The sequence below is a fragment of the Sulfitobacter sp. 1A13421 genome (assembly GCF_043557285.1).
In the GTDB taxonomy this organism is placed as follows: domain Bacteria; phylum Pseudomonadota; class Alphaproteobacteria; order Rhodobacterales; family Rhodobacteraceae; genus Sulfitobacter; species Sulfitobacter faviae.
Window position 1 is genome coordinate 34,649 of the sequence record NZ_JBIFFQ010000009.1, and the last position, 21,178, is coordinate 55,826.

General features: G+C 61.1%; 19 protein-coding genes. 5 read left to right on the forward strand and 14 right to left on the reverse strand.

Features of this window, described 5'->3' with window-relative positions; all coding sequences use genetic code 11:
• Window positions 1-47: 47 nt before the first annotated feature.
• From ACGYLI_RS14605 to ACGYLI_RS14615, 3 genes are all read right to left on the reverse strand, one after another.
• The gene (locus ACGYLI_RS14605; RefSeq protein ID WP_394419675.1) at window positions 48-776 is read right to left on the reverse strand and encodes a DUF736 family protein; all 729 of its coding nucleotides are present in this window, start codon (window positions 774-776) and stop codon (window positions 48-50) included.
• Window positions 777-900: 124 nt separating this feature from the next.
• Window positions 901-1,206, reverse strand: coding sequence for a hypothetical protein (locus tag ACGYLI_RS14610; RefSeq protein ID WP_055688068.1), 306 nt, complete (start codon window positions 1,204-1,206; stop codon window positions 901-903).
• A 14-nt stretch (window positions 1,207-1,220) separates the two neighbouring features.
• Window positions 1,221-5,495: a strawberry notch-like NTP hydrolase domain-containing protein gene (locus ACGYLI_RS14615; protein ID WP_394419677.1), complete on the reverse strand. Its 4,275-nt coding sequence runs from the start codon at window positions 5,493-5,495 to the stop codon at window positions 1,221-1,223.
• A gap of 404 nt (window positions 5,496-5,899) precedes the next feature.
• Here ACGYLI_RS14615 and ACGYLI_RS14620 point away from each other — a divergent pair, with 404 nt between their 5' ends.
• Complete coding sequence (locus ACGYLI_RS14620; protein ID WP_223866110.1) at window positions 5,900-6,415, forward strand: hypothetical protein; 516 nt, start codon at window positions 5,900-5,902, stop codon at window positions 6,413-6,415.
• Here the strand turns inward: ACGYLI_RS14620 and ACGYLI_RS14625 are convergent.
• The 4 genes from ACGYLI_RS14625 to ACGYLI_RS14640 all read right to left on the reverse strand — a co-directional run bounded on the left by ACGYLI_RS14625 (window position 6,412) and on the right by ACGYLI_RS14640 (window position 10,266).
• Window positions 6,412-7,068: a DUF6927 domain-containing protein gene (locus tag ACGYLI_RS14625; protein WP_394419678.1), complete on the reverse strand. Its 657-nt coding sequence runs from the start codon at window positions 7,066-7,068 to the stop codon at window positions 6,412-6,414. The two genes, ACGYLI_RS14620 and ACGYLI_RS14625, sit on opposite strands and share 4 nt — an antisense overlap.
• Complete coding sequence (locus tag ACGYLI_RS14630; protein ID WP_088636295.1) at window positions 7,068-7,661, reverse strand: regulator; 594 nt, start codon at window positions 7,659-7,661, stop codon at window positions 7,068-7,070. Before ACGYLI_RS14630 ends, ACGYLI_RS14625 begins: the two co-directional genes overlap by 1 nt.
• A 74-nt stretch (window positions 7,662-7,735) precedes the next feature.
• Window positions 7,736-9,718 (reverse strand): ParB/RepB/Spo0J family partition protein, encoded by a 1,983-nt coding sequence (locus ACGYLI_RS14635; protein WP_394419679.1) that lies wholly within the window; start codon window positions 9,716-9,718, stop codon window positions 7,736-7,738.
• Between the two features lie 158 nt (window positions 9,719-9,876).
• Entirely contained in the window at window positions 9,877-10,266 is a 390-nt protein-coding gene (locus ACGYLI_RS14640) for a DUF3768 domain-containing protein (protein ID WP_394419680.1), read from the reverse strand.
• A gap of 168 nt (window positions 10,267-10,434) precedes the next feature.
• Between ACGYLI_RS14640 and alaE the strand changes: the two genes are divergently transcribed.
• On the forward strand, window positions 10,435-10,836 hold the full coding sequence (gene alaE / locus ACGYLI_RS14645; protein ID WP_394419681.1) for an L-alanine exporter AlaE: 402 nt from the start codon (window positions 10,435-10,437) through the stop codon (window positions 10,834-10,836).
• A 75-nt stretch (window positions 10,837-10,911) separates the two neighbouring features.
• Here the strand turns inward: alaE and ACGYLI_RS14650 are convergent, their stop codons facing one another.
• From ACGYLI_RS14650 to ACGYLI_RS14675, 6 genes are all read right to left on the reverse strand, one after another.
• Entirely contained in the window at window positions 10,912-11,850 is a 939-nt protein-coding gene (locus ACGYLI_RS14650; protein ID WP_394419682.1) for an ArdC family protein, read from the reverse strand.
• A 40-nt stretch (window positions 11,851-11,890) separates the two neighbouring features.
• Window positions 11,891-12,376: a hypothetical protein gene (locus ACGYLI_RS14655; protein ID WP_165198116.1), complete on the reverse strand. Its 486-nt coding sequence runs from the start codon at window positions 12,374-12,376 to the stop codon at window positions 11,891-11,893.
• Window positions 12,377-13,556: 1,180 nt separating this feature from the next.
• On the reverse strand, window positions 13,557-14,768 hold the full coding sequence (gene repC / locus ACGYLI_RS14660) for a plasmid replication protein RepC (protein ID WP_394419712.1): 1,212 nt from the start codon (window positions 14,766-14,768) through the stop codon (window positions 13,557-13,559).
• 213 nt (window positions 14,769-14,981) lie between these two features.
• Complete coding sequence (gene repB / locus ACGYLI_RS14665) at window positions 14,982-15,911, reverse strand: plasmid partitioning protein RepB (protein ID WP_102888752.1); 930 nt, start codon at window positions 15,909-15,911, stop codon at window positions 14,982-14,984.
• Window positions 15,895-17,088, reverse strand: a complete 1,194-nt coding sequence (gene repA / locus ACGYLI_RS14670) for a plasmid partitioning protein RepA (protein WP_394419683.1) — start codon at window positions 17,086-17,088, stop codon at window positions 15,895-15,897. Before repA ends, repB begins: the two co-directional genes overlap by 17 nt.
• Window positions 17,089-17,222: 134 nt before the next feature.
• Window positions 17,223-18,104: a recombinase family protein gene (locus tag ACGYLI_RS14675; protein ID WP_394419684.1), complete on the reverse strand. Its 882-nt coding sequence runs from the start codon at window positions 18,102-18,104 to the stop codon at window positions 17,223-17,225.
• A gap of 227 nt (window positions 18,105-18,331) precedes the next feature.
• Here ACGYLI_RS14675 and ACGYLI_RS14680 point away from each other — a divergent pair, with 227 nt between their 5' ends.
• From ACGYLI_RS14680 to ACGYLI_RS14690, 3 genes are all read left to right on the forward strand, one after another.
• Window positions 18,332-19,399, forward strand: a complete 1,068-nt coding sequence (locus ACGYLI_RS14680; protein WP_076695219.1) for a hypothetical protein — start codon at window positions 18,332-18,334, stop codon at window positions 19,397-19,399.
• 297 nt (window positions 19,400-19,696) lie between these two features.
• Entirely contained in the window at window positions 19,697-20,476 is a 780-nt protein-coding gene (locus ACGYLI_RS14685; protein WP_231886354.1) for an arsenic resistance protein, read from the forward strand.
• A gap of 54 nt (window positions 20,477-20,530) precedes the next feature.
• On the forward strand, window positions 20,531-20,689 hold the full coding sequence (locus tag ACGYLI_RS14690) for a hypothetical protein (RefSeq protein WP_231886353.1): 159 nt from the start codon (window positions 20,531-20,533) through the stop codon (window positions 20,687-20,689).
• A 69-nt stretch (window positions 20,690-20,758) separates the two neighbouring features.
• On the opposite strand, the gene ACGYLI_RS14695 is transcribed toward ACGYLI_RS14690, so the two are convergent.
• On the reverse strand, window positions 20,759-21,160 hold the full coding sequence (locus tag ACGYLI_RS14695) for a helix-turn-helix domain-containing protein (RefSeq protein ID WP_037953553.1): 402 nt from the start codon (window positions 21,158-21,160) through the stop codon (window positions 20,759-20,761).
• Between the last annotated feature and the right edge of the window lie 18 nt (window positions 21,161-21,178).

Sequence of the window (21,178 nt, forward strand, 5' to 3'; positions counted from 1 at the left end):
CCCACGGCTCCCCTTTGGGTTCAGATCGTCTCGCCCTCGCGTGCCAATTAGGCGACCAACGACAGCCCCGTGCCTGCGTCCTGCGGCTGCTCACCGCTGTCGATGAACGGGATAATGGAGAAGGCCTGCCCGCCGCGCTGCTCTTCGTTCTGCACGGCGTTCACGCGCAGGTCGCCATCGGGCGTGTTGATCAGCAGCGACAGGTAGTCATTGCCCGTGCGGCTGCTTTTCGCCATCCAGGCCGAGCCGACGCGGATCGGTGTGCCCCGGGGCGAGCTGACCTCGATACGGTAATCGGGGTGCGTGTCTTCGGTCTTGTAATCGTTCTCGATCAGCATGAACTCCAGATCGAACATCATGTTGGCGATGTAGCCGGTGAAGGCGTTGTCGGCGTCCATGGCGGTGAGCTCGCCCGAGATCGAGCCGGATTTCATCAGGCCGTTCGAGACCAGAGGGATGATCTCGAATTCGCCGCTTTGGGCTGTGCGCGCTTCCTTCGTCTGCACGGCATTGACGCGGAACGGGCCCAAACCGACATCGATCTGCATCGAGATGTAGGGGTTGCCGCTGGTGTTGCCGGTCTCGTTCCAGGCCGTGCCGATGCGCACCTTGCGGCCTGATTTGTTGACTGCCGTCACGTCAAAATCCGGGCTGCGTTCGGACATCTTGGCCCGCGCCTCCAACTGGATGGCGATGTCAAAGCGCGTCGAGTGGATCATGCCGGTGTACTGAGCGGCTGCGGTCTCGACATTGCGGGTGAGGGTTCCTGCGAACATGGGATGTTTCCTTTTGGATTGGCCGGTGCCTGACGTCCTTGCCAGCGCATCGGGGATTGCTTTTTCGACCCCTCCTGGGATCACAAACCAGAAAGCTCGCTTTCCTTTCTTCCCAACCTTCAGTTCAGCGCTGTCGCCTGAGAGATTGTGCCACCTCCCCGCCGGGTACGACGCCCCTCCCTTGCCCGTCTGCTCTCAGTTGGCTGTCCTGGCTCTTCTCGTCGCCACCCTCCGGTCCAGCGATAAAGAACTCTGCTTCCTCCCCGTTCAACCGCTGCCCGCTCCGGTCGGTCAGCCCGATGGTGCTGCCGTTCGGCTCAAACGTAATCAGGTATTGGCCGAGGCTGTCCTTGTGCACGCGGTAGCCGGTGTTGGCCCAATGCACGGTCCGACCGGCATCGATGGCGGCTTTGATCTCTTCGAGTGTCATGATCGTCCCCTCGCCTATTCTGCTGCCACTGAAGTTACGTCCCGCGTGGCGTCTGGTCCGGTTCCAACAATCCGGGAGAGGATGCCCAATGTGTCGATCCCATCCCCATGCGGCAGGAACACCCGCAACTGGAAGGCGATGATCTCCGTGAAACACCCCATGGCCTTGAGACCTTCAATCATGCCCCGATCCGCACCGCCCAGCTCGAGACGCATCTCGCCTGCGACCCGGCGACGGGTCAGGGTGAGACCCTGGCCCAGATCGACCGGCGCCGTGGTGCCGAGCGCAGCGGTCAACATCTCCTGCGGTGTTTGCGGGTTTGAGACGAGGAAGCGGGCGCGCAGCGCGGCCGCCCCTTCTTCGCTCAGCGTGCGCCCGATCATCGCTGTCGCCCCGTCCGGCGTGACCCTGTAGATGCGTTCATTGGTGGTCGGGATGTCCTTCCAGATCGGCAACAGCAGTCCTGTCAACAGGTAGAGCTTGGTCGTGGTGGTTTTTGGCAGGGATGCGGCCTCGGCATCCCAAAGTCCTGCAAACTCGGGCCTTCCGATGTCTTCCCAGGCCGAGGACTCGAAGCGCGTCTCTTCGAGGTAGCTGGAGCCATTGGGCCGCACCGCCTTGCGCATGAGCGTGACGATATCCTCGTCATACATCTGCATGGGCCGCGCCGAGATGAGCGCCGCGCGGCCAGACGCTCGGTTGACCATCGGCAGCTTGTCGGGATTGCGCGACATGGCCTCTTCGGCCCCAAGGACGTGGACCGGGTCGGTCACCTCCAGCCCGATGATCCGCGTCACGGCGCCGGATTTCGGGCAGGTCCAGAGATCCTCTGTGGAGACCTGTTCGATCTTTTCGCCGCGCAGGGTTTCCACGCCGAGATCGAGCGTGCCCGCCGCGCGCGCACGTTCCGTCTGATCAGCAATCCGGCGCATGAACTCGGCAAAGAGTGCGTTCTGCATGTGGATGGGCAGGGCAAGCACCCGGTTGAGAAACCGCTGGATCGGCGGCAGCTCTTCGAGCAGCACCCCGTCCTTGTCGATCAGCCGCAGGGCCGTCCAGTCGGTTAAGCTCTCGTAGCTCATCGCCTCGGCGCGCCCGGCCGCAAGATCGGCATAGTAGCCACGCAATGCCGCGCGCGCGATCGGGCTTTCGAGATTGTCCTCCTCGCGGAACATGCCTTGCGAGCCGGTCTCGCGCTGACCCTTGGTCAGGGCTCCCAGCTGGTCGAGGCGCTTGGCTATAGTCGAGGTGAAGCGTTTCTCGCCATGCACATCCGAGGTGCAGACCCGGAAGAAGGGCGCGCTGACCTGGGCCGAGCGATGCGTGCGGCCGAGCCCCTGGATGGCCGCGTCGGCGCGCCAGCCGGGCTCCAACAGGTAGTGCCGCCGCCGTTTCTGGTTCTTCGCCGTTTGCGCCGCGTGATAGGACCGGCCCGTACCGCCCGCGTCGGAGAAGATCAGGATATCCTTTTCGCCGTCCATGAAGGCTTGGGTTTCGGAGGAATTGCTGCTGGCGGCGCGCTTCTCGATGAAGAGATGGCCGTCCTCGGCCTTGAGGGGCCGGATAGATCGGCCTGTGACTTCTGCCACGGCCTCATCGCCAAAGGCCCAGAGGATCTGATCGAGCGCCGAGGGGATCGGCGCCAGCGTCATCAGCTCCATCATCGCGGCGTCGCGCAAGGCGAGCGCCTCGCGTGAGACGACCAAGGCGCCGTTCGCATCCCGAAGCGGCTCGGCCACCATGTTCCCGTCGATCTCGACAAGCTTCTGGGCATGGATCGGGAAGGCCTGCTCAAGGTAACTGAGAACGTAGTCGCGAGGTGTCAAGGCACCCTCCGCCAGTTCGTCCTCCGGGTCCATCGCCTCGAGCCGGCGCTTCAGCAGGCTCTCTCCCGTCGAGACCACCTGGATGACGCAGGCAAATCCTTCCGCCAGGTCCTCATTGATAGCGCGGATAATGGTCGGGGCTTTCATGCCCATCAGGAGATGGTTGAAGAAGCGCTGCTTGGCGCTCTCGAAGCGGGACTTGGCCGAGGCATTGGCGGCGGAGGCATTGGTCTGACCGGAGGCATCATTGACGCCCGTCGCGGTCAGCGCCGCCTCGAGATTGTGATGAATCGTCCGGAAGGCGCCGGCATAGGCGTCGTAGATCTCGATTTGGGCCGGTGTCAGCGCATGTTCGAGAACGTCGTATTCCACGCCGTCGAAACTCAGCGCCCGCGCCGTGTAGAGGCCGAGCGTCTTGAGATCGCGCGCGACCACCTCCATGGCAGCCACGCCGCCGGCTTCCATCGCAGAAACGAAGCTCTCGCGGCTTGGGAAGGGGTATTCGGGGCCCTGCCCCCAGAGCCCCAGGCGCGCGGCATAGGCGAGGTTGTGGACGCTCGTCGCACCCGTGGCCGAGATGTAGAAGACGCGAGCGCGGGGTGCTGCCAGTTGCAGCCGGAGGCCAGCAAGGCCCTGCTGGGAGGGTTTGACCCCCCTGCCCTGCTCGGACCCGGCCGCGTTCTGCATGGCATGGGCCTCATCAAAGGCCAGCACGCCTTCAAAGTCTTCGCCCATCCAGGCGAGGATCTGGCTCAGTCGCGTGGTGCCGCATTTGCCCGCGGACCGCAGCGTGGCGTAGGTGACAAATAGGATGCCGTCGCCCATCGGGATGGACTGGTCCGGTTTCCATTTGGAGACCGGCTGGATGTCGGCGGGCGAGCCGCCGAGATCGGTCCAGTCGCGGATGGCGTCCTCGATGAGCGTGGCGGATTTGGAGACCCAGATGGCCTTCCTGCGCCCGGCCAGCCAGTTCACAAGGATGAGCCCCGCACATTCGCGGCCCTTGCCGCAGCCGGTGCCGTCCCCGAGGAAATAGCCAAGGCGATAGGCACGTGCCTCCGGGTCATCATCGGCGCGCGTCAGCTTGGTCTGGTCGTCATCGATCGTGAACCGGCCGGGCAGATCACGCCCATGGGCATCATGCGCCATGATGATGGTCTCGAGCTGCGCCTCGGAGAGATGTCCCTCCTCGATCAGCTTTGCGGGCAGACGCAGTTCCGCATTGGCCGCGCCAGAGGGCACGGGCGGCGCCACGGAAGCCATGGCGATGCTTTCGACCAGCGGTGTGGGATGTTCCTGCGCGCCTGCGATCTCAATCCGCTGCGGACGGTAGCGCGCATAGATGTCCGAGATGGGCGTGTTGTCGCGAGGGGTCTCAAAGCTTGTGAAGCTGAGCGGACGGACGGCATTGGCCCGGGGTTTGGAGGGGGCGACAGGCGCAGCGACGGTCTTGCGCGGGGCAGAGGATGCAACGGTCGGTCGCGCAGGAGTAACCGCTGCCGCCCGTTGGACGGGGCGCATCTCAGGCCGGGTTGCGGCCACGGCATCGACATATGCCAAGGCTTCATCCAGATTCCGCACATTTGCGCGGATCATCTCGCCGTCTTCCTGCACCTTGTCGAAGACCATGAGCTGGGTTTCGACAGAGGTGCCGAGCTTGCGGTAGACCTGCCCCGGCATCGTCAACGCCAAGCGCGGCGTCAGGAGGCCGCAGGCGCGGGACCAATGCGCGGCATCGCGTTCGGGCGTGAATCCCGGCGGCATGATCGCCACAAGCCGCCCGCCGGGTGCCAAGCGCTTTGCAGCCGCGATGAGATGCTTGGCGGCGATGTGCTTGTCTCGGGAGCGATCGATCGATGAGACGAAGGGCGGGTTCATCACCACGACGTCGGGTAGAACCGGCGTTTGCAGTAGATCGTCGATATGCTCGCCGTCATGGCCCGTCACCTCGCCGCCGAAAACCGCGCGCAGGAGGCGCTGGCGAAAGGGGTCGATTTCATTGAGCACAAGCGTGGCACCGGCCCGGGCGGCGAAAGCAGCCAGGGCACCAGTGCCAGCCGAGGGCTCCAGCACGGTTTCGCCCTCGCGGATCGCCGCAGCCCGCAAGACCAGCGCCGCAAATGGCAGCGGCGTGGAAAACTGCTGCAGCCGGATCTGCTGCTCTGACCGGCGCGTTTCCGTGAGAAGCCGTGAGGCAAGGAGCTTTGCAGCGGCGATGTCACCTGCCGCGCCGTCCCCACCCAGCAGCACCTGGATGGCCGCAGCCTGCATCATGTCATAGGCTATGCGCCAGTCCCAGGCGCCCCCGGCATCACTGCCATGAAACGTCTCGCGCATGATGCGCGCCAGCGCTGAGCTGCGCAGCGGTTGGAGGTCGATCTCCGTGCCGATCTGCTCCAGGGCAGAGGCGAGGTTAGCGTCGAATTCAACAGGATTGGGGAGCGTTGAGCGGGGCTTGGACATGGGGGTTTCCTTTGGATCAGGGTCTGAGTTCCAAAGACAAAAAGCCCTCTTTCGCTTTTCGGGATGATGAGCTCAGACCAAGAGGCATCCAATCTACGGCCGGCCAATCAAACGGTTTTTCGGAGTTGGATTAGAAAACTGAAAAACCCGCCGCAATGCGACGGGCTTTTGCTTTCTTTGTGCAATGAGGGGAGGCATAGTGCCCGCAGTCTCAAAGCTCACGCCCTATATGGCACCGAAAGTCTTTACTGTCAATGTATCCACCGTTCACGGCTGATGAAGAACACCACCTTCCGAACGTCCTATCCGCACCTAGGTTTGCGACCTATCTGCGCGAAACCGGCAATGATAGGACGCGAGCTCTCCACCTATACCACTGGAATCTTCAAGTATCAGCCGCGTTCATGGTTCCACTCCATGTTTTGGAAGTTGCGCTGCGAAACGCGATCGTGGAAGCAATCGAAGCTGTCCATGGAGGAACATGGCCTTGGACACAAGGCTTCATCCGTTCGTTACCGAACCCGCGCGGTCCGGCATACAGCCCCAAACGAGACCTCGAAGGTTGCGCAGCACAGCAACCCACTGCCGGAAAGGTCGTCGCCGAACTGAAGTTCGTGTTTTGGGAGAAGATGCTGACAAACAGGCACCAAGGCAGACTGTGGGACGATCATTTCTACGCAGTGTTTCCGGACGCGCCTCGTGGTGTCGCTGCCAGCCAGCGCCGATCTGAATTAAGGTCTGACATTGAAGCCGTGAGGAGGCTCCGCAACAGAATCGCACACCATGAGCCTGTTTTTCCGCGCGCCCTTCAGGATGATTTTGATCGGATCATCCGCTGCATAAGATGGCGCAACGAAACGACCAGCAACTGGGTGCTGGAAATCGAGACGGTGCGCGCACTACTCGCAGTGCGCCCCTAAGCGTCCCGCCCCGCCAGGAACTCCGCCAGCACCGGGCTAGCCGCACCTTTCGCGGAGCTGAGCAACTCCGAGCCCGCAAGCGAGGCCTTCGACAGGCGTACGAGCCCACCAGTTTCCTCGATGCGGTAGCAGCGGCGCTTTTGCCGCCCGCGCCTGTAGTGGGTCGCGGTGACAATCTGGCAGGTACTGCCATCGGTGAGCGTCACAGGTGCTGCGAGCTTGATCTTGTCGCCTTCCTCGTAGTCCGGGATCGACGCCCAGTCCCGGCAGCGCTGACGCCAATCCTGGGCGTAGCTGTCCGGGTCCTTCAGGTCGGAGAGGAGCTCGATCAGCCCAAGGGGAGCACGAGACTCGTTCGGGCCAGCGCTTTCCTCCATGTCCTTGTAGCCCCAGAAGCCGTCATCGTATCGGGTGAGGAAGACAGCGCCAAAAGTGATCGACCCGTCCGCATCGGTCACATAGGTCGTGTCTTCGACAGGGGTGCCGTTGAGATTGATGACCTTTGCCGCCGCGTACCAAGTCGAACCCACCTTGCAGGCTTTGACCAGTTCCGTCTTGCGCCTTTCGCCCTCGAAGGTGCACAGCCGAGCAATCTCCGCTTTCTCATCCGCGTAGGTCTGGACGCGGCCGTCGGTGTAGAAGAGCCAACCCATCACGCCGCCCTCCGGTCATCGATTTCAATCAGCGCATCGAGCGGCACGCGGTAGGGCTGCATGGCGTCGAAATCCTCGCAATTGCCGCAGTTCTGCACGATCGCGAAGGTGTCGCAGGCATCCTTGAGAATGACCCGGAAGGTGCCGCCGAGGCCCGAGGGCACCTCGTAGGTCCCGCCGATGAGATAGTCCGAAGCCCGGCGCACGAAGACGCGGATGCTGTGGCCATCGGTGGCGAGCCGGATGGCCCCCCGCCCCCGGTCGATGAGCACCTGCACGTCATCCAGGATGTCGGTGTAGAACTGGCCGGTCAGATCGCGAAACGCCATGCGGCGCTGCGCCATCCAGTCGGTGTCCCGAAACGGGTTCATGCCTTCGGCGAAGGCGAAGGACGGATCGGCCTGTTCGGTGGTGACGATGCGGGTGGTCGTGCCATCGATGCCGTTTGAGCGCAGATGCACACCATTGCCGACGATGAGGATCAGGGCGGGCCTGTCCACGGGTCCGTTCCAGTTGGGCAGGAAGGTTTTGCAGGCGCGCGCATGGGCGATTTGCGCCGCGACAGCGGAGGCAGAGAACTTGAGAATAGCCATGGAGATGTCTTTCCGTTGGGTATGAGAGGATCGACCCGCGCGCGCGAAATACTTCGCGCGGGTCGCATGAGGTCTCAGGCCGCTTGCCCGACCTCGCTGTCAGGCTCGGGGGTTTCCGCAGCGGGCTCCGCCTCATCACGGGCGACACCGGCGGTCTGCATCATGGGCGGGCACCAGGCGGCCACGGCAGCGCGCTGCGCGTCCGTCAGCGTGGCGAAGGGCTCGGCAAAGAGCTTGTCGCAGAAGGTGACGATCTCCTTCTTGCTCGAAGAGGCCAGTGTCACCGCCTCCTGGGCGAGACCCAGATCCTCGCCGAGGATTTTCAGGATCCATGCCTTCTTGAAGCGGTTGAAGAGCGCCGCATTCGGCGTCCAGTGGGCGCGGATGTCGGGCATGATCTCGATCTCGAAGTCATGCATCAGGTTGTCGCGCTGGCGGTCCCGCGCGAAGCAGGACTGCGTGGTGCTGGCGGTTGCAAAGGCGACGAGCTTGGCCTTCTCCCCTGCCTCCAGCGCGCGAAACGCCGCGAACTGATCGGCGGGCGGGCGGGTGTCATCGAGCCAGGACAGATCAAGCGCATCATGCGCCGCCGCCACCTGCTCGAGCGAGGTCTCGTCGATCTCGTCCATCTTGGCATGGCTGCGATATTCCTTGCGGGCATCGATCTTGATCGCCTGCGTGACACTCATGCCGCTGGCCAGAACGTCACTGACCAGCTTGAAGAGCGTCAGATCGAGCGTGGCTTCCGGATGCAGCGCCATCGCGGCCCCCAGTGCCATGGCCCGCTCGGTCTTGAGGTCCTCAGCCAGTGAGGCTGGATAGGTGATTTCGCCCGGGTCCGGGGCCTCCTCCCTGGTCGAGCTATCCGAGGAGCCGCACGCGCCCTCCTCTTTGACGATGTCTTCCGGGCGGACAAGACCAACATGGAGCGTGATCTGCCCACCCTGCCACGACGCGATCACCCCGGACCGCGCGAGGTCCTCGGCGCTGTAGGCCTCCTGCAGATCGCGGGCTTCCTCTTCCAAGGCGTCCACGCGCTCGTAAAGGGCATTGTAAGCACCGTCCTCGAGCCCCTCATCCTCCATCTCGAGCTGCAATTTCTCAAGCTCGGCGGTGATCTCATCGATGCGCTTCTGGGCAGCCTCATCCGGCTCGATCGGGCCGGGATAAACGCGGCCGTAGTCGGCCATGGTCGCGTAATCATAGCGGACCATCGCATCGGCCCAGGCAAAGCCCAGCTTTATGCGGGCCTCTTCGGCGGCGGCACCGAGCTTCTCGAGCAGGATGGTTTCGACCAGTGCTGCATCCTCAAGCACGGAATGCTCTTCCAGAAGGTCAGCCGCGACGGCGCCGCCGCGGGCCTCGTAGTCCGCGCGCACGAAAGCCCCGATATCGTCACTGACCTGCACGCCGCGGGATTTGAGGGCCTGACGGACGGTATAGGCCTGCAGATAGCCGCCGTCCTTCGTGAGCGCCTCGAAGACCTCGCGCTGCGCCTCCTGGCTCGGGTGCTCGGCGAAGGCTTTCATCGTGTCGAGCGTGATCACCTTGCCCCGGGCCGCGGCGCGGATGTCGGGGTGGATAAGGCCATAGCGCAACCGGCCTTTCACGGCCGCCACCGTGGCGCCGAAGGTCTTTGCGATCGTCTCGGGCGTCTGGCCGTCGACCTCCATCATCCGGGCGAAGGCCTCGAACTCGTCGATGGCATTCATCGGTGCCTGGGTGATGTTCTCGGCGAGCGACAGCGCCGTGGTGACGTCGCACTCCTCAGGGACAAGGCGGCAGTCCACCTTGGTTTTCGCCGTGAATCCCTTGCTGGCCTTGTCAGCGATCAGCTCCTTCAGGGCTGCATGGCGCCGGCCACCGGCGAGGACAGCATATTTGCCGTCAAGCTTCTGAACCAGAAGCGGCTGGAGCAGGCCCAGCACAGCGATACTGGCCTTCAGATGGGCGATGTTCTCGGGATCATAGGTTTCCGGCGCGTTGCTGCGCACATTGGCGGGGTGGGCGACAAGATCGCCGATCGCGACGGTGAGAGGGGCAAAGCTTGTGGTCATGGGATATCCTTCCAGGTGGGTGAGGTGTGGCCCGCGCCTTCACGCGCGTGACCAATCCCCGGCTTCAGGGATCACCACGACAAAAGGCCCACTTTCCCTTTGAGGGGTCAGCGGGCCTTCATCGTCTCAGATGTCAGGGTGAGGAGTCCCCTGCCCTTCTACCAGTCGCGCGCCAGCATGATTGTCAGCACGCGCATGGTGGTGGCAGGATTGTCCGGGGTCTCAGCCCCATAGCGGAAGTCCGAGTCTGCTTCATAGAGATCGATCTTCCAGAACACGGTCTCTCCCCGGATCTCGACCGCCCCGAAATCGTGCCAGCCCTCGGGATCATTCTCAGGCTCGAACGTGGCAAACTCACCGGTTGCCTTGACCGCCTCGGCCATGAAGCCATCGCCGGCCTCCATAAGCGCGCGGGTCACATGCATGCGGCCCTGGATGGGTTGCGCGGGCGGCACTCCAAGGCATGCGAGCTTTCGAAACGCGTCGTTCTGCGCCGCGATCAAGGTCGGATCGGGACGGTCTGGCTGGGGTTGAACGGTCATGGACATGGGGATCTCCTTTGAGAAGTTGAAACACCCTTCTCAAAGCCCGCTTTCGCTTTTCCGCGTGGTGAAAGGACCCAGACCAAACCTCCCCAACCCGAACAGATCCAAGTGTCAGCCCAGCGGGACTTTGCTGCCGTTCGACAATCTGATCCAGAACCGCTAATCGACGGCATGCGCAAAGCCATCGTTGATACACTTGCGACAGTGATCTTTTTCACGTTTGTCGCATCGCTTACCGAATTGTTCGTCGCAGGTATGGAGCCCGGCGAAGTTCTGAAGACGCGACTGACAATGATACCGCTCATGCTGTTCACAGGGCGACCGTACGGACTCTGGCGAGACTGGTTTTTCAGCACAACCAAGCCCACGGTTTCTTGGAGCAAAACTCTGATCGACGGGCTCGCCTTCTTGTCGTTCCAATTGCCCGTTTATGCCTTAGTGCTGTTTTTCGTTGGAGCTGACCGAAGCGAAATTGTTTTGCTTCTTGTATCAACCGCTGTGCTGATGTTCGCAGTCAGCCGACCGTTCGGACTGTTCCTCGATGCAGTTCGCAAAGTTTCTGGTGTGACCTAGCCTGAATTTCGGTCACGCATTCGACGTGATATTGGACCCAAAGCGGCCATGTTCCGCTTCGCAGCAATAGATCTGTCAGGCGGCCTCGGCGCTGCGCCCTGCCCTGCCCGTCTCCGATCTGACGATCAGGTAGTCGCAGGCACGTTGCGCGTCCGCCGCGTGCTTGAAGATGGCGCCCTTGTCCGAACGCAGAACGCGCAACCAGTTGTGGAGGTAGGCGGCATTCATCTCGAGCGTATGGGCCGTGAAGCCGAGCGTTTGCCCCAGGAACACGGAGGTCAGTTCAGCGACGATCTCCTCGCGCGCGTAAGAGGTGTTGCCGAACTTCGAGAGCCCGAAATCACGGTTCAGTCGATGGGGGGCTTTCGTGGCGTGGGCCAGCTCATGGGCCCAGACCCCGTAGAAATTGCGCGGGTCCTGGAACCGGGTGATGGACGGCATGTAAACCTTGTCCACGGGGGGCAAATAGTACGCTTCCGTTCCTGTGAAGACGGTCGTGATGTCGATGGCATCGAAAAACGCCTGCATGTGCGGGATGGGCTCGGACGGAGGATGCTCAGGAACAGGGTCCGGCTCGGGATGGAAGCTATTCGGCAAACCCTCGATCTGGCAGGCATTGAACACGCGATAGGATTTCTGGAAGCGGAAGATGCGGGCTTCTTCGGAGTGATCATCCCCGTCGCTGCGGTCATCCTCATCGCCGGCATCCCTCCGGCTTTGACCGTAGTAAACGACGACAGAGGACTTTTCGCCCTTGCGGACCTTTGCGTCCAAGGCATTGGCCTGCGGCAACGTCATCCAGAAGGGAGAGCTGTGGCCCGCCATCACGGTCCGCATCGTCAGCAGGAAGTTGTTCACTCCCTGGTAGGGTTCTCCGCCCACGCGCAGGGGACGAGAGCTGCCACCTGCGGTCCATGGCTTGCGCCACGGCAGGACGCCGCGCTCAATGATACGGATGATTTCGTTTGTGATGACCTCGGAGGCATCGAATTTGGGCGTGCGGGATCGGGCCATGGCTGGCCTCCTTTCGAGTGTTGATGAGAGGGAGTGGTGATCAGGTTGACTGACGGGGGCGTGGATCGTTGGCGATCCTGCCACCGAGGGCTTCGACCATGTCGATGTAGGCGGTCAGCGAGACGGACCTGCCAGGGCCGCAAGGTTCAGGGTCGATCGATCCGTCCCGCGCCACCCGCGGCAGGTTCGCGAAGGCGATGACATCGGTGACGGGTCGGATATCGATGAACGGGGTCCTTCGTGCGACTACAAGAGTGGCCAAGGGAAAGCGCTCGATCGGCGCGAAGGTCGACACGGTGGTCCAACCAAGATGGATGAATGTCCCGCCCTCTCCGCAGATCACGTGCGCGTTTGGCAATAACGCCGCCTGCTTCAGATAGCCGAGATCACGCAGGACGGTCTGGCGTTCGAGCTGCAATGCCTGGCCCGTCTGGCCGGTTCGGCGTAGTTCCTTGTGTCGCCACCACGAGGCAGCGGTCGCGCGTAACACGCGCAAGACACCTGTTTGCATCGGAATGCCCTTCATCAGGAAAGACAGACCGGAATCCGGCCCGGACCCATCTGAGGGACCCCAAAGGCCCTCATCCGTCAGTCACAAAACCCGAAGAACACTTTTCCTTTTCGTGGACCAAACCCATGAAACACCCAACCTCCACCGAACTGTACTGGCACGACGGGATGAGAACTTCCACAGGGCCTATCGGCTAGACCTGTGGCGGTTTCTTCTTCACGAGATAGCCCAGACCGCTCAATCGGCCCGCAACTGCCAACTTCTTCGTAAAGCGTGCTGATCCTTTGGCTTCCCGTCGATGTAGCGGATCGGCATCCTGGAAAGGGAAGCCATTTCGATGAAGGCTATTATGGGCATGATTTCTCATCGCGAATACCAAAAACGCAATAACCTATTGTTATTAAATCGTTTTCCGCCATCGGACGGATCAGATCATTCCGCAGCCAACATCAAAGCACTCTTTTGAAGAGTTCGGGTGTCATGAAATCAAGAGATTGAGTTGCAACCGCTGTTCTGCGATGTCCTCGTCGTCCAATACGACCAAATCAGCGGAACGCGGGACCGCTGGCAACCAGCTGCTGCGCTTGAGGAGCCGATTGCCTCGCTGGCCATGTCGCCATTATCGAAGTGACTGAGAAGTTACGGGGTCCCCTTCCCCGCGCGCGGGAGTTCGAGGATCGAGCCCTTGGTCAAACGGTTTTGGCAACCATCGATCGTCTGCTCCTTGTGCGCTACGGCCCGTAGCCACGATATCATGCAACAGACATCCACAACCTACCTCTCAGGCATTAGCACCGATGAAGGCCAAGCGAATATCCGAGGCCAGGACCCAAATCGCCATCAGCAGGCGCCGGATAGCGTAGAGCCAGTTATTTAGGGTATTCATCATCAGATCTCAGACATCGAAAAGGGCAGGGGCCGCGGAGGCGCGCAACGATCTGTATGTTCTTCGCTAGCCGCCTTGGCGCTACTAGCAGCGATGGTCACCAGCTGAGGTTTCACCATGGTGATCGGGATGCCCTCGTCATCAGATCTTCGCCGCGACGAAGGCGAAAGCCACTTTCACGATCTCAAATACCGCCATACCTCACCCCCCTAACTTTTCTTTCTCAGACACCGTTTGTGTGCCGAGAGCCTACTTAACAGCTGTTAAGTTATGCCATGCCAGCCGCACGCGATCGGAGTTTAACAGCTGTTAAGCCGCGTTCCGCCGGCCAATCAATGCCATGACCATTGGGCCACAGGAAAACTCGCCTCCCGCAGCTTTGGTACTCAGAGCTCGCAAGTATCCACCAGGCGATCTTATGTCGGCGAAGCGTTCCAGCATCGCAGCAACGACGATCGACGCTTGCTCCGGACCCATGAACCGCTGTGCTTCTTCCCATGCAGACGCACTGATCCCCATGGCTGGCCGCACATGGCACGCCGCATCGAAAAGCTGATGCCAATGCCGGATCTCACCTTGGTAGAAGGTCTTAAGCGAGGGGCATGCCGCTATCACTAGGTGGAGCGGGATCTTTGGCAGATGTCTTGTGTCCTGTTCATCAACGTCAGCCACCGGCTCATTCGTATCCACATCTGGCACACCCGCCGCCACCCCGCTTTTTTCTAAAGCAGGTTCAAAATCTATAGATTCTTTATTTGAATTATGATGGTGACGCTCAGATTGGGCATCATTGGTGTTCATTTCTTCTGTTTCAGGGCCATCAATGATGTTGCGTGCCTGGTCAAGGAGAGCTTCAAGATCGGCGCGATAGGCCGCGAGGTCCTCAATTGAAAGCTTGCGGCGAAGCGCGCGGGCTGTGAGGGCAGCCTTGTCGCGAAGCTGATCCCAGAAGCCTAGTCCTGGCTGCATCTCGTCTCCGAACTCGGCGAGGGCCGCGAGATCGCGTCGCATGAGGCTTACGACCTCTCTGAGGCGCCTGACGCGCTCCTCAGCCTCACGTACGGCCTCTGCGGCCCGTGCTATCTCCTCAGACTGGCAGTAGAGCGGGGAAAGATCGAAGCCAAAGGCGACGCGGTCTTCGCCGTGCTTGCGGACGTAGCGCTTCCCATTGGGGCTATCGCGCCGCTGGAGCAAGCCAGCCTCGACGAGACGCGCGAGGTGACGACGCATCGTTGAGCACGGCATGCCATTGAGGCGCTCGCAGATTGCCTTGTTCGAGGGGAAGACGACCATCTCGGCGTTCCCGCCAAGCGCATCGTCCGGAAAGAAGCTGAGGAGCCCCTGCAAAACAGTCAGATCACGTTCCGAGACCCCAAAGGCCGCTTGCGCCTTGGAGAGCTCGCGCAGGAGTTCCCACTTGTTAACGGGTCTGGCCGGAACAGATGCCTCGGGTCGCTCGATGACGCGCAAATGAGCGTGCGAAATCGGCCGCATAAACGGCGAAATTGGTGTGTACTCCATGAAAATGTTCACGAAGACAAAAATTCTAGGGCCCGCGAATCGCTTTGCGCTTGCGGGGTAGGGGCCAGAACGCTACATTCAGAAGTGCGAAAACTGAGATTTTGTAGCGGGCTGATCCCGGTGCGAAACCTTACAAAGGTCTCGTGAAGCTAGCTTCTCGGGGCCTTTTTCTTTTTGCCTGTATCGTGCCTCCTTCTTGTTGGTTGCTCTTCCTCAGTCTTCTGAACGCTTCCAGCGCTCATGAAGCTCGGTAATCAGCTTTGGGGCATTGCCCTCCAACCAGCTGATAAAATCAGGTTCATCCGTAGTCAGATCGAGTTTAAGCTGCTTGCCTTGGCGGCCGGTCTTGACCGTCGCAGCTCCGACACCGGGGATCGCCAAAGCAGGCACGCCTTTTCTAGACGGGCTTGCTTTCTTCTCTGCGCTCTTCGCGGCTGCCAGAACTGCGAGAAACGCACGCTCAGAAACCTCATCGACCGAGCCGGAACTTTCGGACTTGGCTGCATGAGCTACGGCTTGCAGTTGGTCTCGATCACCGTCGTAGGCACCCAAAGCCTTTTTGAGCTCTTCCCATCTCGGGCGACCAATCCCGGGAGCCGCACCAATTGCCTGGATGAGTTCCTCGCCGACCGTCCGAACGACACTCAAGAGTTGTGAAACCCCAGCTTCGTGGAGGTTAAGGACTTCGGCGACACCTCGATTGGTGCGCTCAGCCCCTTCCAAATGATCACCGTCCAGAAGTGCCGTCGCAACGAGCGCACGCTCAATAAAGCTCAGATCACGACGCTCTTGGTTCTCGAGAAGCTGATCTCGAAGCGCTTGATCACCCTCAACCTCTGTGACGATAGCTCGAACTTTGATACCGAGTTCGCGACATGCTTCTAAGCGTCTGCGGCCATAGATCAGGTTGTAGCGATCGCCTTCCAGTGGGCGGACCAAGACAGGCACACGCTGACCGTTCTTGGAAATAGAGTTCTTCAGTCCCTCAACTTCAATCTGAAGCCTGTCATCCAACCGTCCTTCGGTAACAATCTGCGCCGGATCGATCTCAAAAACACCGCCACGCAGTCGGCGCCCTTCAAGAGCGTCAGGAGCGTTGCGAAGGGTCTGCAGCGGCAGGCCAAGTTTAGGCTTTCTTGCCATTCCGCCCCCATGTGTTCTGGATGATTTCAGCGATCTCATCGTTCACTGCGTTCATAGATTCGATCGCACGATCAAACGTCTGACGCGTGAAGTCCCTCTTGTCAGCTTCGTAGAGCGTTTGCTTGGTCAAGCCGGCATCAGAAATTGCGGTCGATTCAACCATGTGATTGGTCAGGACCGACCTCCCAAACAGCCCGCGAATGAAGGCGATGACTTCGGTTTGTGGCGCGTCGCCGACTTTGTATCGCGTTGGCAAGAAGCGCAGCCAATCGAAGCGCAAATTTGCGCCTGCATCCCTGATTACTCCCAGGAGATCCGCCGTCATTCGCAGGAATTGGGACATCGACATAAGGTCAAGCATCTGCGGGTGAACCGTCACGAGGACGCCCGAGGACGCGGAAAGTGCTGACATCGTCAAGAAACCAAGCTGCGGCGGGCAGTCGATCACAACAACGTCGTAGTTCGCTTCAACACTATCGAGTGCGTCATGAACTCTCGCGAAGAACGCCTTCGCTCCGCCTCGCTGGATAGCAGCAGGCGTCTCGTGCTCGAACTCCATGAGTTCAAGGTTGCCTGGGATGAGATCAAGGCCGCGAATGTAAGTCTTGCGGATCACTTCGGAGATCGGAACCGGATCGTCGTAGCGAACGGCATCATAGAGGGTTCCGCCCTCCATGAGGTCGAGTTCTGGCTGGATTCCGTGAAGAGCCGAAAGAGATGCTTGGGGGTCGAGATCGATCGCAAGAACTCTGTACCCCTTGAGCGCCAAGCGCTGAGCGAGGTGAGCAGACGTCGTCGTTTTGCCGCTTCCGCCCTTGAAGTTCACCACTGAAATGACTTGAAGCTCGTCACCGTCGCGACGCCCAGGCACGTAAGTTCCAGACTTTTTTGCGTTTCCTTCAAGCGTCTGCCGGATTTCCCAGATATCGTCGAGCGTATAGCGGCGATGACTTCCCGCCGTCGTCTCGACGTCAGCGATCTTTCCTTCTCGATGAAGCTTCCGAAGATAGGTATGGTCGACGCCAAGGAGCTCAGCAGCTTCGCCGCTGGTCAAAGTGCGCATCACCTTCTTTGCATCCGGTGGGAAGTGCGCAGCGCGCTGAGCATGCAGGTTCGACGCGAGAAGTTCCGCGTAGTGCCCGATGGCGATATCTAGATCTTGTTCTGCTTCGCTCATGTCTGCCCCGATCCGTGGGCGCGTTTTTTATGTGACCGCGCGTTATTTTTCGAGACTATTGCCCGACCAGCCAGATTCGTGCAAGCACTTTCTAGATTTAGTGGCAATCCGTTAAGCCAACACAAGTGTCGTGTTCACAGGAGCCCCAACTTTTCCGCACGCTCAAGCAGCATTTTGACCGAAGACGGCTGCCAGCTAGTACGGCCTCGAGGGGTGCGCTCACGCATCGATTCTAGCCGGTCGCAGATCGCCTGCAGTGTGATTTCGGGGTCCGAGCCTTTGATGGCAGCCACGATAGCTGGCAGGCGGTCATCGGTTTCGCGGCGTCCGGCGCGGCCAAGCACTTCATCTGGTAGAAACCCGTCGCGGACATAGACTTTCACAGCACGGAGTAGGCGGCTTTGGGTCCAGTGCCGGTCGTGGGGCAGGGGGCCATTAATGATTCGCAAAACATCTTCCCAGGCCATATCCGGCCGTAGGCGTCGCACGTGGGGCACCCAATCCTGCGCGGTTTCGTTCAGGCGCTCCATGTAGCCGTCCTGTCGTGCCAGCCGCACCTTGCGCAGCGCGGCGGGGTCTTTGGTGCGAAGCCCAGGATTGCCACCAACGCGCCCTTTGGCGCGCGCAGAGGCAAGCCCGGCCTTTGTGCGCTCACGTGTCAGCGCGCGCTCGAACTCGGCCGCGGCGCCCAGAACCTGCAATGTGAATTTTCCTTGAGGGGAGGCGGTGTCGATTGGATCCTGCAGCGAGCGGAAGAAAGCTCCCTTGGCCTCCAGACGTTCGATCACCTCCAGCAGATGCGACAGGGATCGCGCAAGCCGGTCGATCCGCACAACGACCAGCGTATCGCCGCTCTGGACGCGTTCGAGCAAACGCGCGAGTACAGGACGCGCGCGATTGCCGCCTGAGGCGTGCTCTTCAAAGATCTCGGCACAGCCCGCAGATTGCAGCGCCTCAGACTGGGGCAGGGGGGTCTGATCCTCCGTGGAAACGCGGGCATAGCCTATCAGGGGCATGAAAACGGAGCCGATTGCAATTTCATATGCCGTTACTAAACGACCGTTTGTAAGCGAATGCAAGTGCCGGCTCTGTGGAGCTGTTCAGTCCAAAGCCCTTGGTTCCCTTACGCTGAGCGCGATCAGCGAGCTCTCGCAGACCATTGCGCGCACGTGCTATATAAAGTGTGCAGGCGCACCCTGACAAAACCCTTGGGTAAAATGCAAAAATGCCATATTTTGCACATATGGAGCCTCAAGCATGTATAAAGTATAATATTTTTGATGATCCTCTTGAGGATGCGGAGGAGCTTGAAGAGACTTCTGAGGACGACCTGTGGTTCCTGCCCGGTCCGATGGAAGAGGAGCCGCATTATCTGCCGCCCGGACCTAGGGCCGAAGTGCGTGAGACCGCTGTTCTTGACGATTGGCGACGTGCCGAGGCGGGCCATGCTGCCCGCCTTGCCCGTGTGGCCGGCCGGATCGGGGCGCTAGACGACCGTCTGAAGCGTGGCCCGGAAGGCTGGCGGCACAGGCTTGCGTTGATCGAGGCGGCAGACCTCAGCTGGTTTGCAGGCGACCGAATTGGCCCGGATCGGCTGGCGCTCTGGATATCCATGCGCTTGTCCGGCGTGCAGGACGACACCGCAGCGCTTGCGCGTGTCGGATGGGCGGTGCGGCGTCTTACAGGCGGTCCCGGCCCAGACGTGGACCTGTCCGCCTTCCTCGATCGCCGTGACCCCGAGAACATGGTGGATGAAGCCGAGCCCTTCGCGGATCGCGCGGGCGGGTGGCTTGACCTGATGGCGCAAGCCGCCGACCTGCACCCGATCACGCGTGCCTGCATGGGGTTTCACCTCTGGAGCCTCGCGGGCCTCGGACAGCAGAGCAACCGAATGGAAGCGGCGGTCACGGCGTCGCGCATTGCCGCGCATGAGGGCGAGGGGGCAATATTCGCACCCCTGGCCATGGGTGGGGCGGGGGCGCTGCGCGCCGGCGGCCCCCCGGCTGAACGTTTGGCGCGCTGGCTCGAGAAAATGGAAACGGCCTGCCTGACCGCGATGCGGCACCTCGACGATATCGAGACATGGTCGGCGCTGGCGGAAGCCGAGATGACCCCACTCTCGGGCAAGACGCCGCCAGCCCTGCGCGGAGTGCTGACCGAATGGCCCCTGGTCTCTGCCCCTATGGCCGAGGCCCTGACCGGAGCCAGCCGCGCCGCTGTCCAGCGCAACCTCGCCTGGATGGAAGCGCGGGATCTGGTCCGCGAGCTAACAGGGCAAGGACGGTTCCGAATGTGGCGCGCCACAAACTGATTGTCGAAGCGATCTGTGCGCGCCGATGTTGCGTCTATCCGCAGCACGGCTGAAACGGTGAGGAGCACCGTTTTGCAGATGCTCGAGGTCAAAGAGTTCGGCTGATCGGCTGAGACAATTCGGCTATCGCCACGTCCCCAACTACCATGAAAGCATTGTCGACTGGGTCGTGACCGGTCTGCGGGTATAAACCGGACAGACCATACAACGCTCCAAGCGACGAACGAGCCGTTGTCGCAATGGCCTGTCCAGTGATGTCTTCTTGAAAATCGCCTTCGGAAAGAGCAGGGGCAGGACATGAAGCTGCAAAATCTCGAACGCCATCAAGCCTGGATCTACCTCGCTGCCATCCTTTCCGGTCTGGTCTTGGGCTCGCTCGCCCCCGGTATCTCGGGGGTGTTCGAGGCGCTGCTTTGGCCGGTGTTGGGGCTTATGCTTTTCACTACCTTCGCTCAGATGCCGCTAGCGCACCTGCCGCGCGCGACGCGCGACCGGCGTTTCATCGGCACCATGTTGATCGGCAATTTCGTCCTGGTGCCGCTGCTGGTCTGGGGGCTGATCGCGTTCCTGCCTGACGATCCTGCGCTTCGGCTCGGGGTGCTTGTCGTGCTGCTGGTGCCCTGCACCGACTGGTTCATCACATTCACCCATCTCGGTCGCGGCGATGCGGTGCGTGCCGCGTCCGCGACACCGATCCTCCTCGCGGTTCAGTTCGCCTGTCTGCCGCTCTTCCTTTGGCTTTTTCTCGGCGAGGCATTCTTTGAGCTTCTCGCCGCCGACCGCATTGCCGCCGTCTTTGCGGCGCTTGTCCTGCTGCCGCTCACAGCGGCTTTCCTGCTGGAGCGTTGGGCAGAGGCGCGCCCGGAGCGGGCCGCGATCGTAAATCGCCTCGCCTGGCTGCCGGTTCCGCTTCTGGCTGTCGTGGTGTTCCTGATCGCGGCCTCGCAAGTCGACGCGGTACGGGATGCGCTGCCGGTTTTGGCGCAGGTGGCGGGCGCCTACGTCGCCTACCTCGTCGCCGCAGCACTTCTCGGTGCGGCGACCGGGCGGGCGGCCGGATTGTCCACTAGCGGGTGACGAACGGTCATCTTCTCGCTCTGAACCCGCAACTCCTTCGTCGTACTTCCGCTGGTGCTGGTGCTTGGACCGGAGTGGAACGTGGCGGCCGTGGTCATCGTCTTCCAGTCGCTCGTCGAGCTCTTCGGCATGGTCGCCTATCTGTGGATCGTGCCGCGCTATCTGGTCCCCGAACATGCGGCGACCACGCAGGACTCCGCGGGGAACGAATGATCGCAAACAACGGCGCTGGCACCATTGTCCGCTTGGCTGACATGCATGGGCGTCCTCAACTATGGCCCTTCAGGTCACCTCCGTCAGCGCGTCGATCACAGGGCATTCAGGGACATCGTCACCGGTGCATTGCGCCACGGTGGAAGACAGCACTCGTTCGATGCGTTTGAGATCGTCGATCTTGGCGCGGACCGAGGCGAGATGCGAATTTGCCAGACCCTGCACCTCGCCGCAGGTCTGGGCACCGCCATCGACCAAGGCGAGCAGATCGCGGACTTCGTCGAGCGTGAACCCAAGCTCGCGCGCGCGCATGATGAAGCACAAGCGCGCGACATGCCGATCATCGTAGACGCGATAGTTTTTGCTGGAGCGCGGCGGCTCGGGCATAACGCCGATGTTCTCGTAGTAGCGAATGGTCTCGAGATTGCAGCCGGTCAGCCTGGCCAGATCTCCGCGCCTGAGGACCTTCACCGATCTGTGACGATTTTT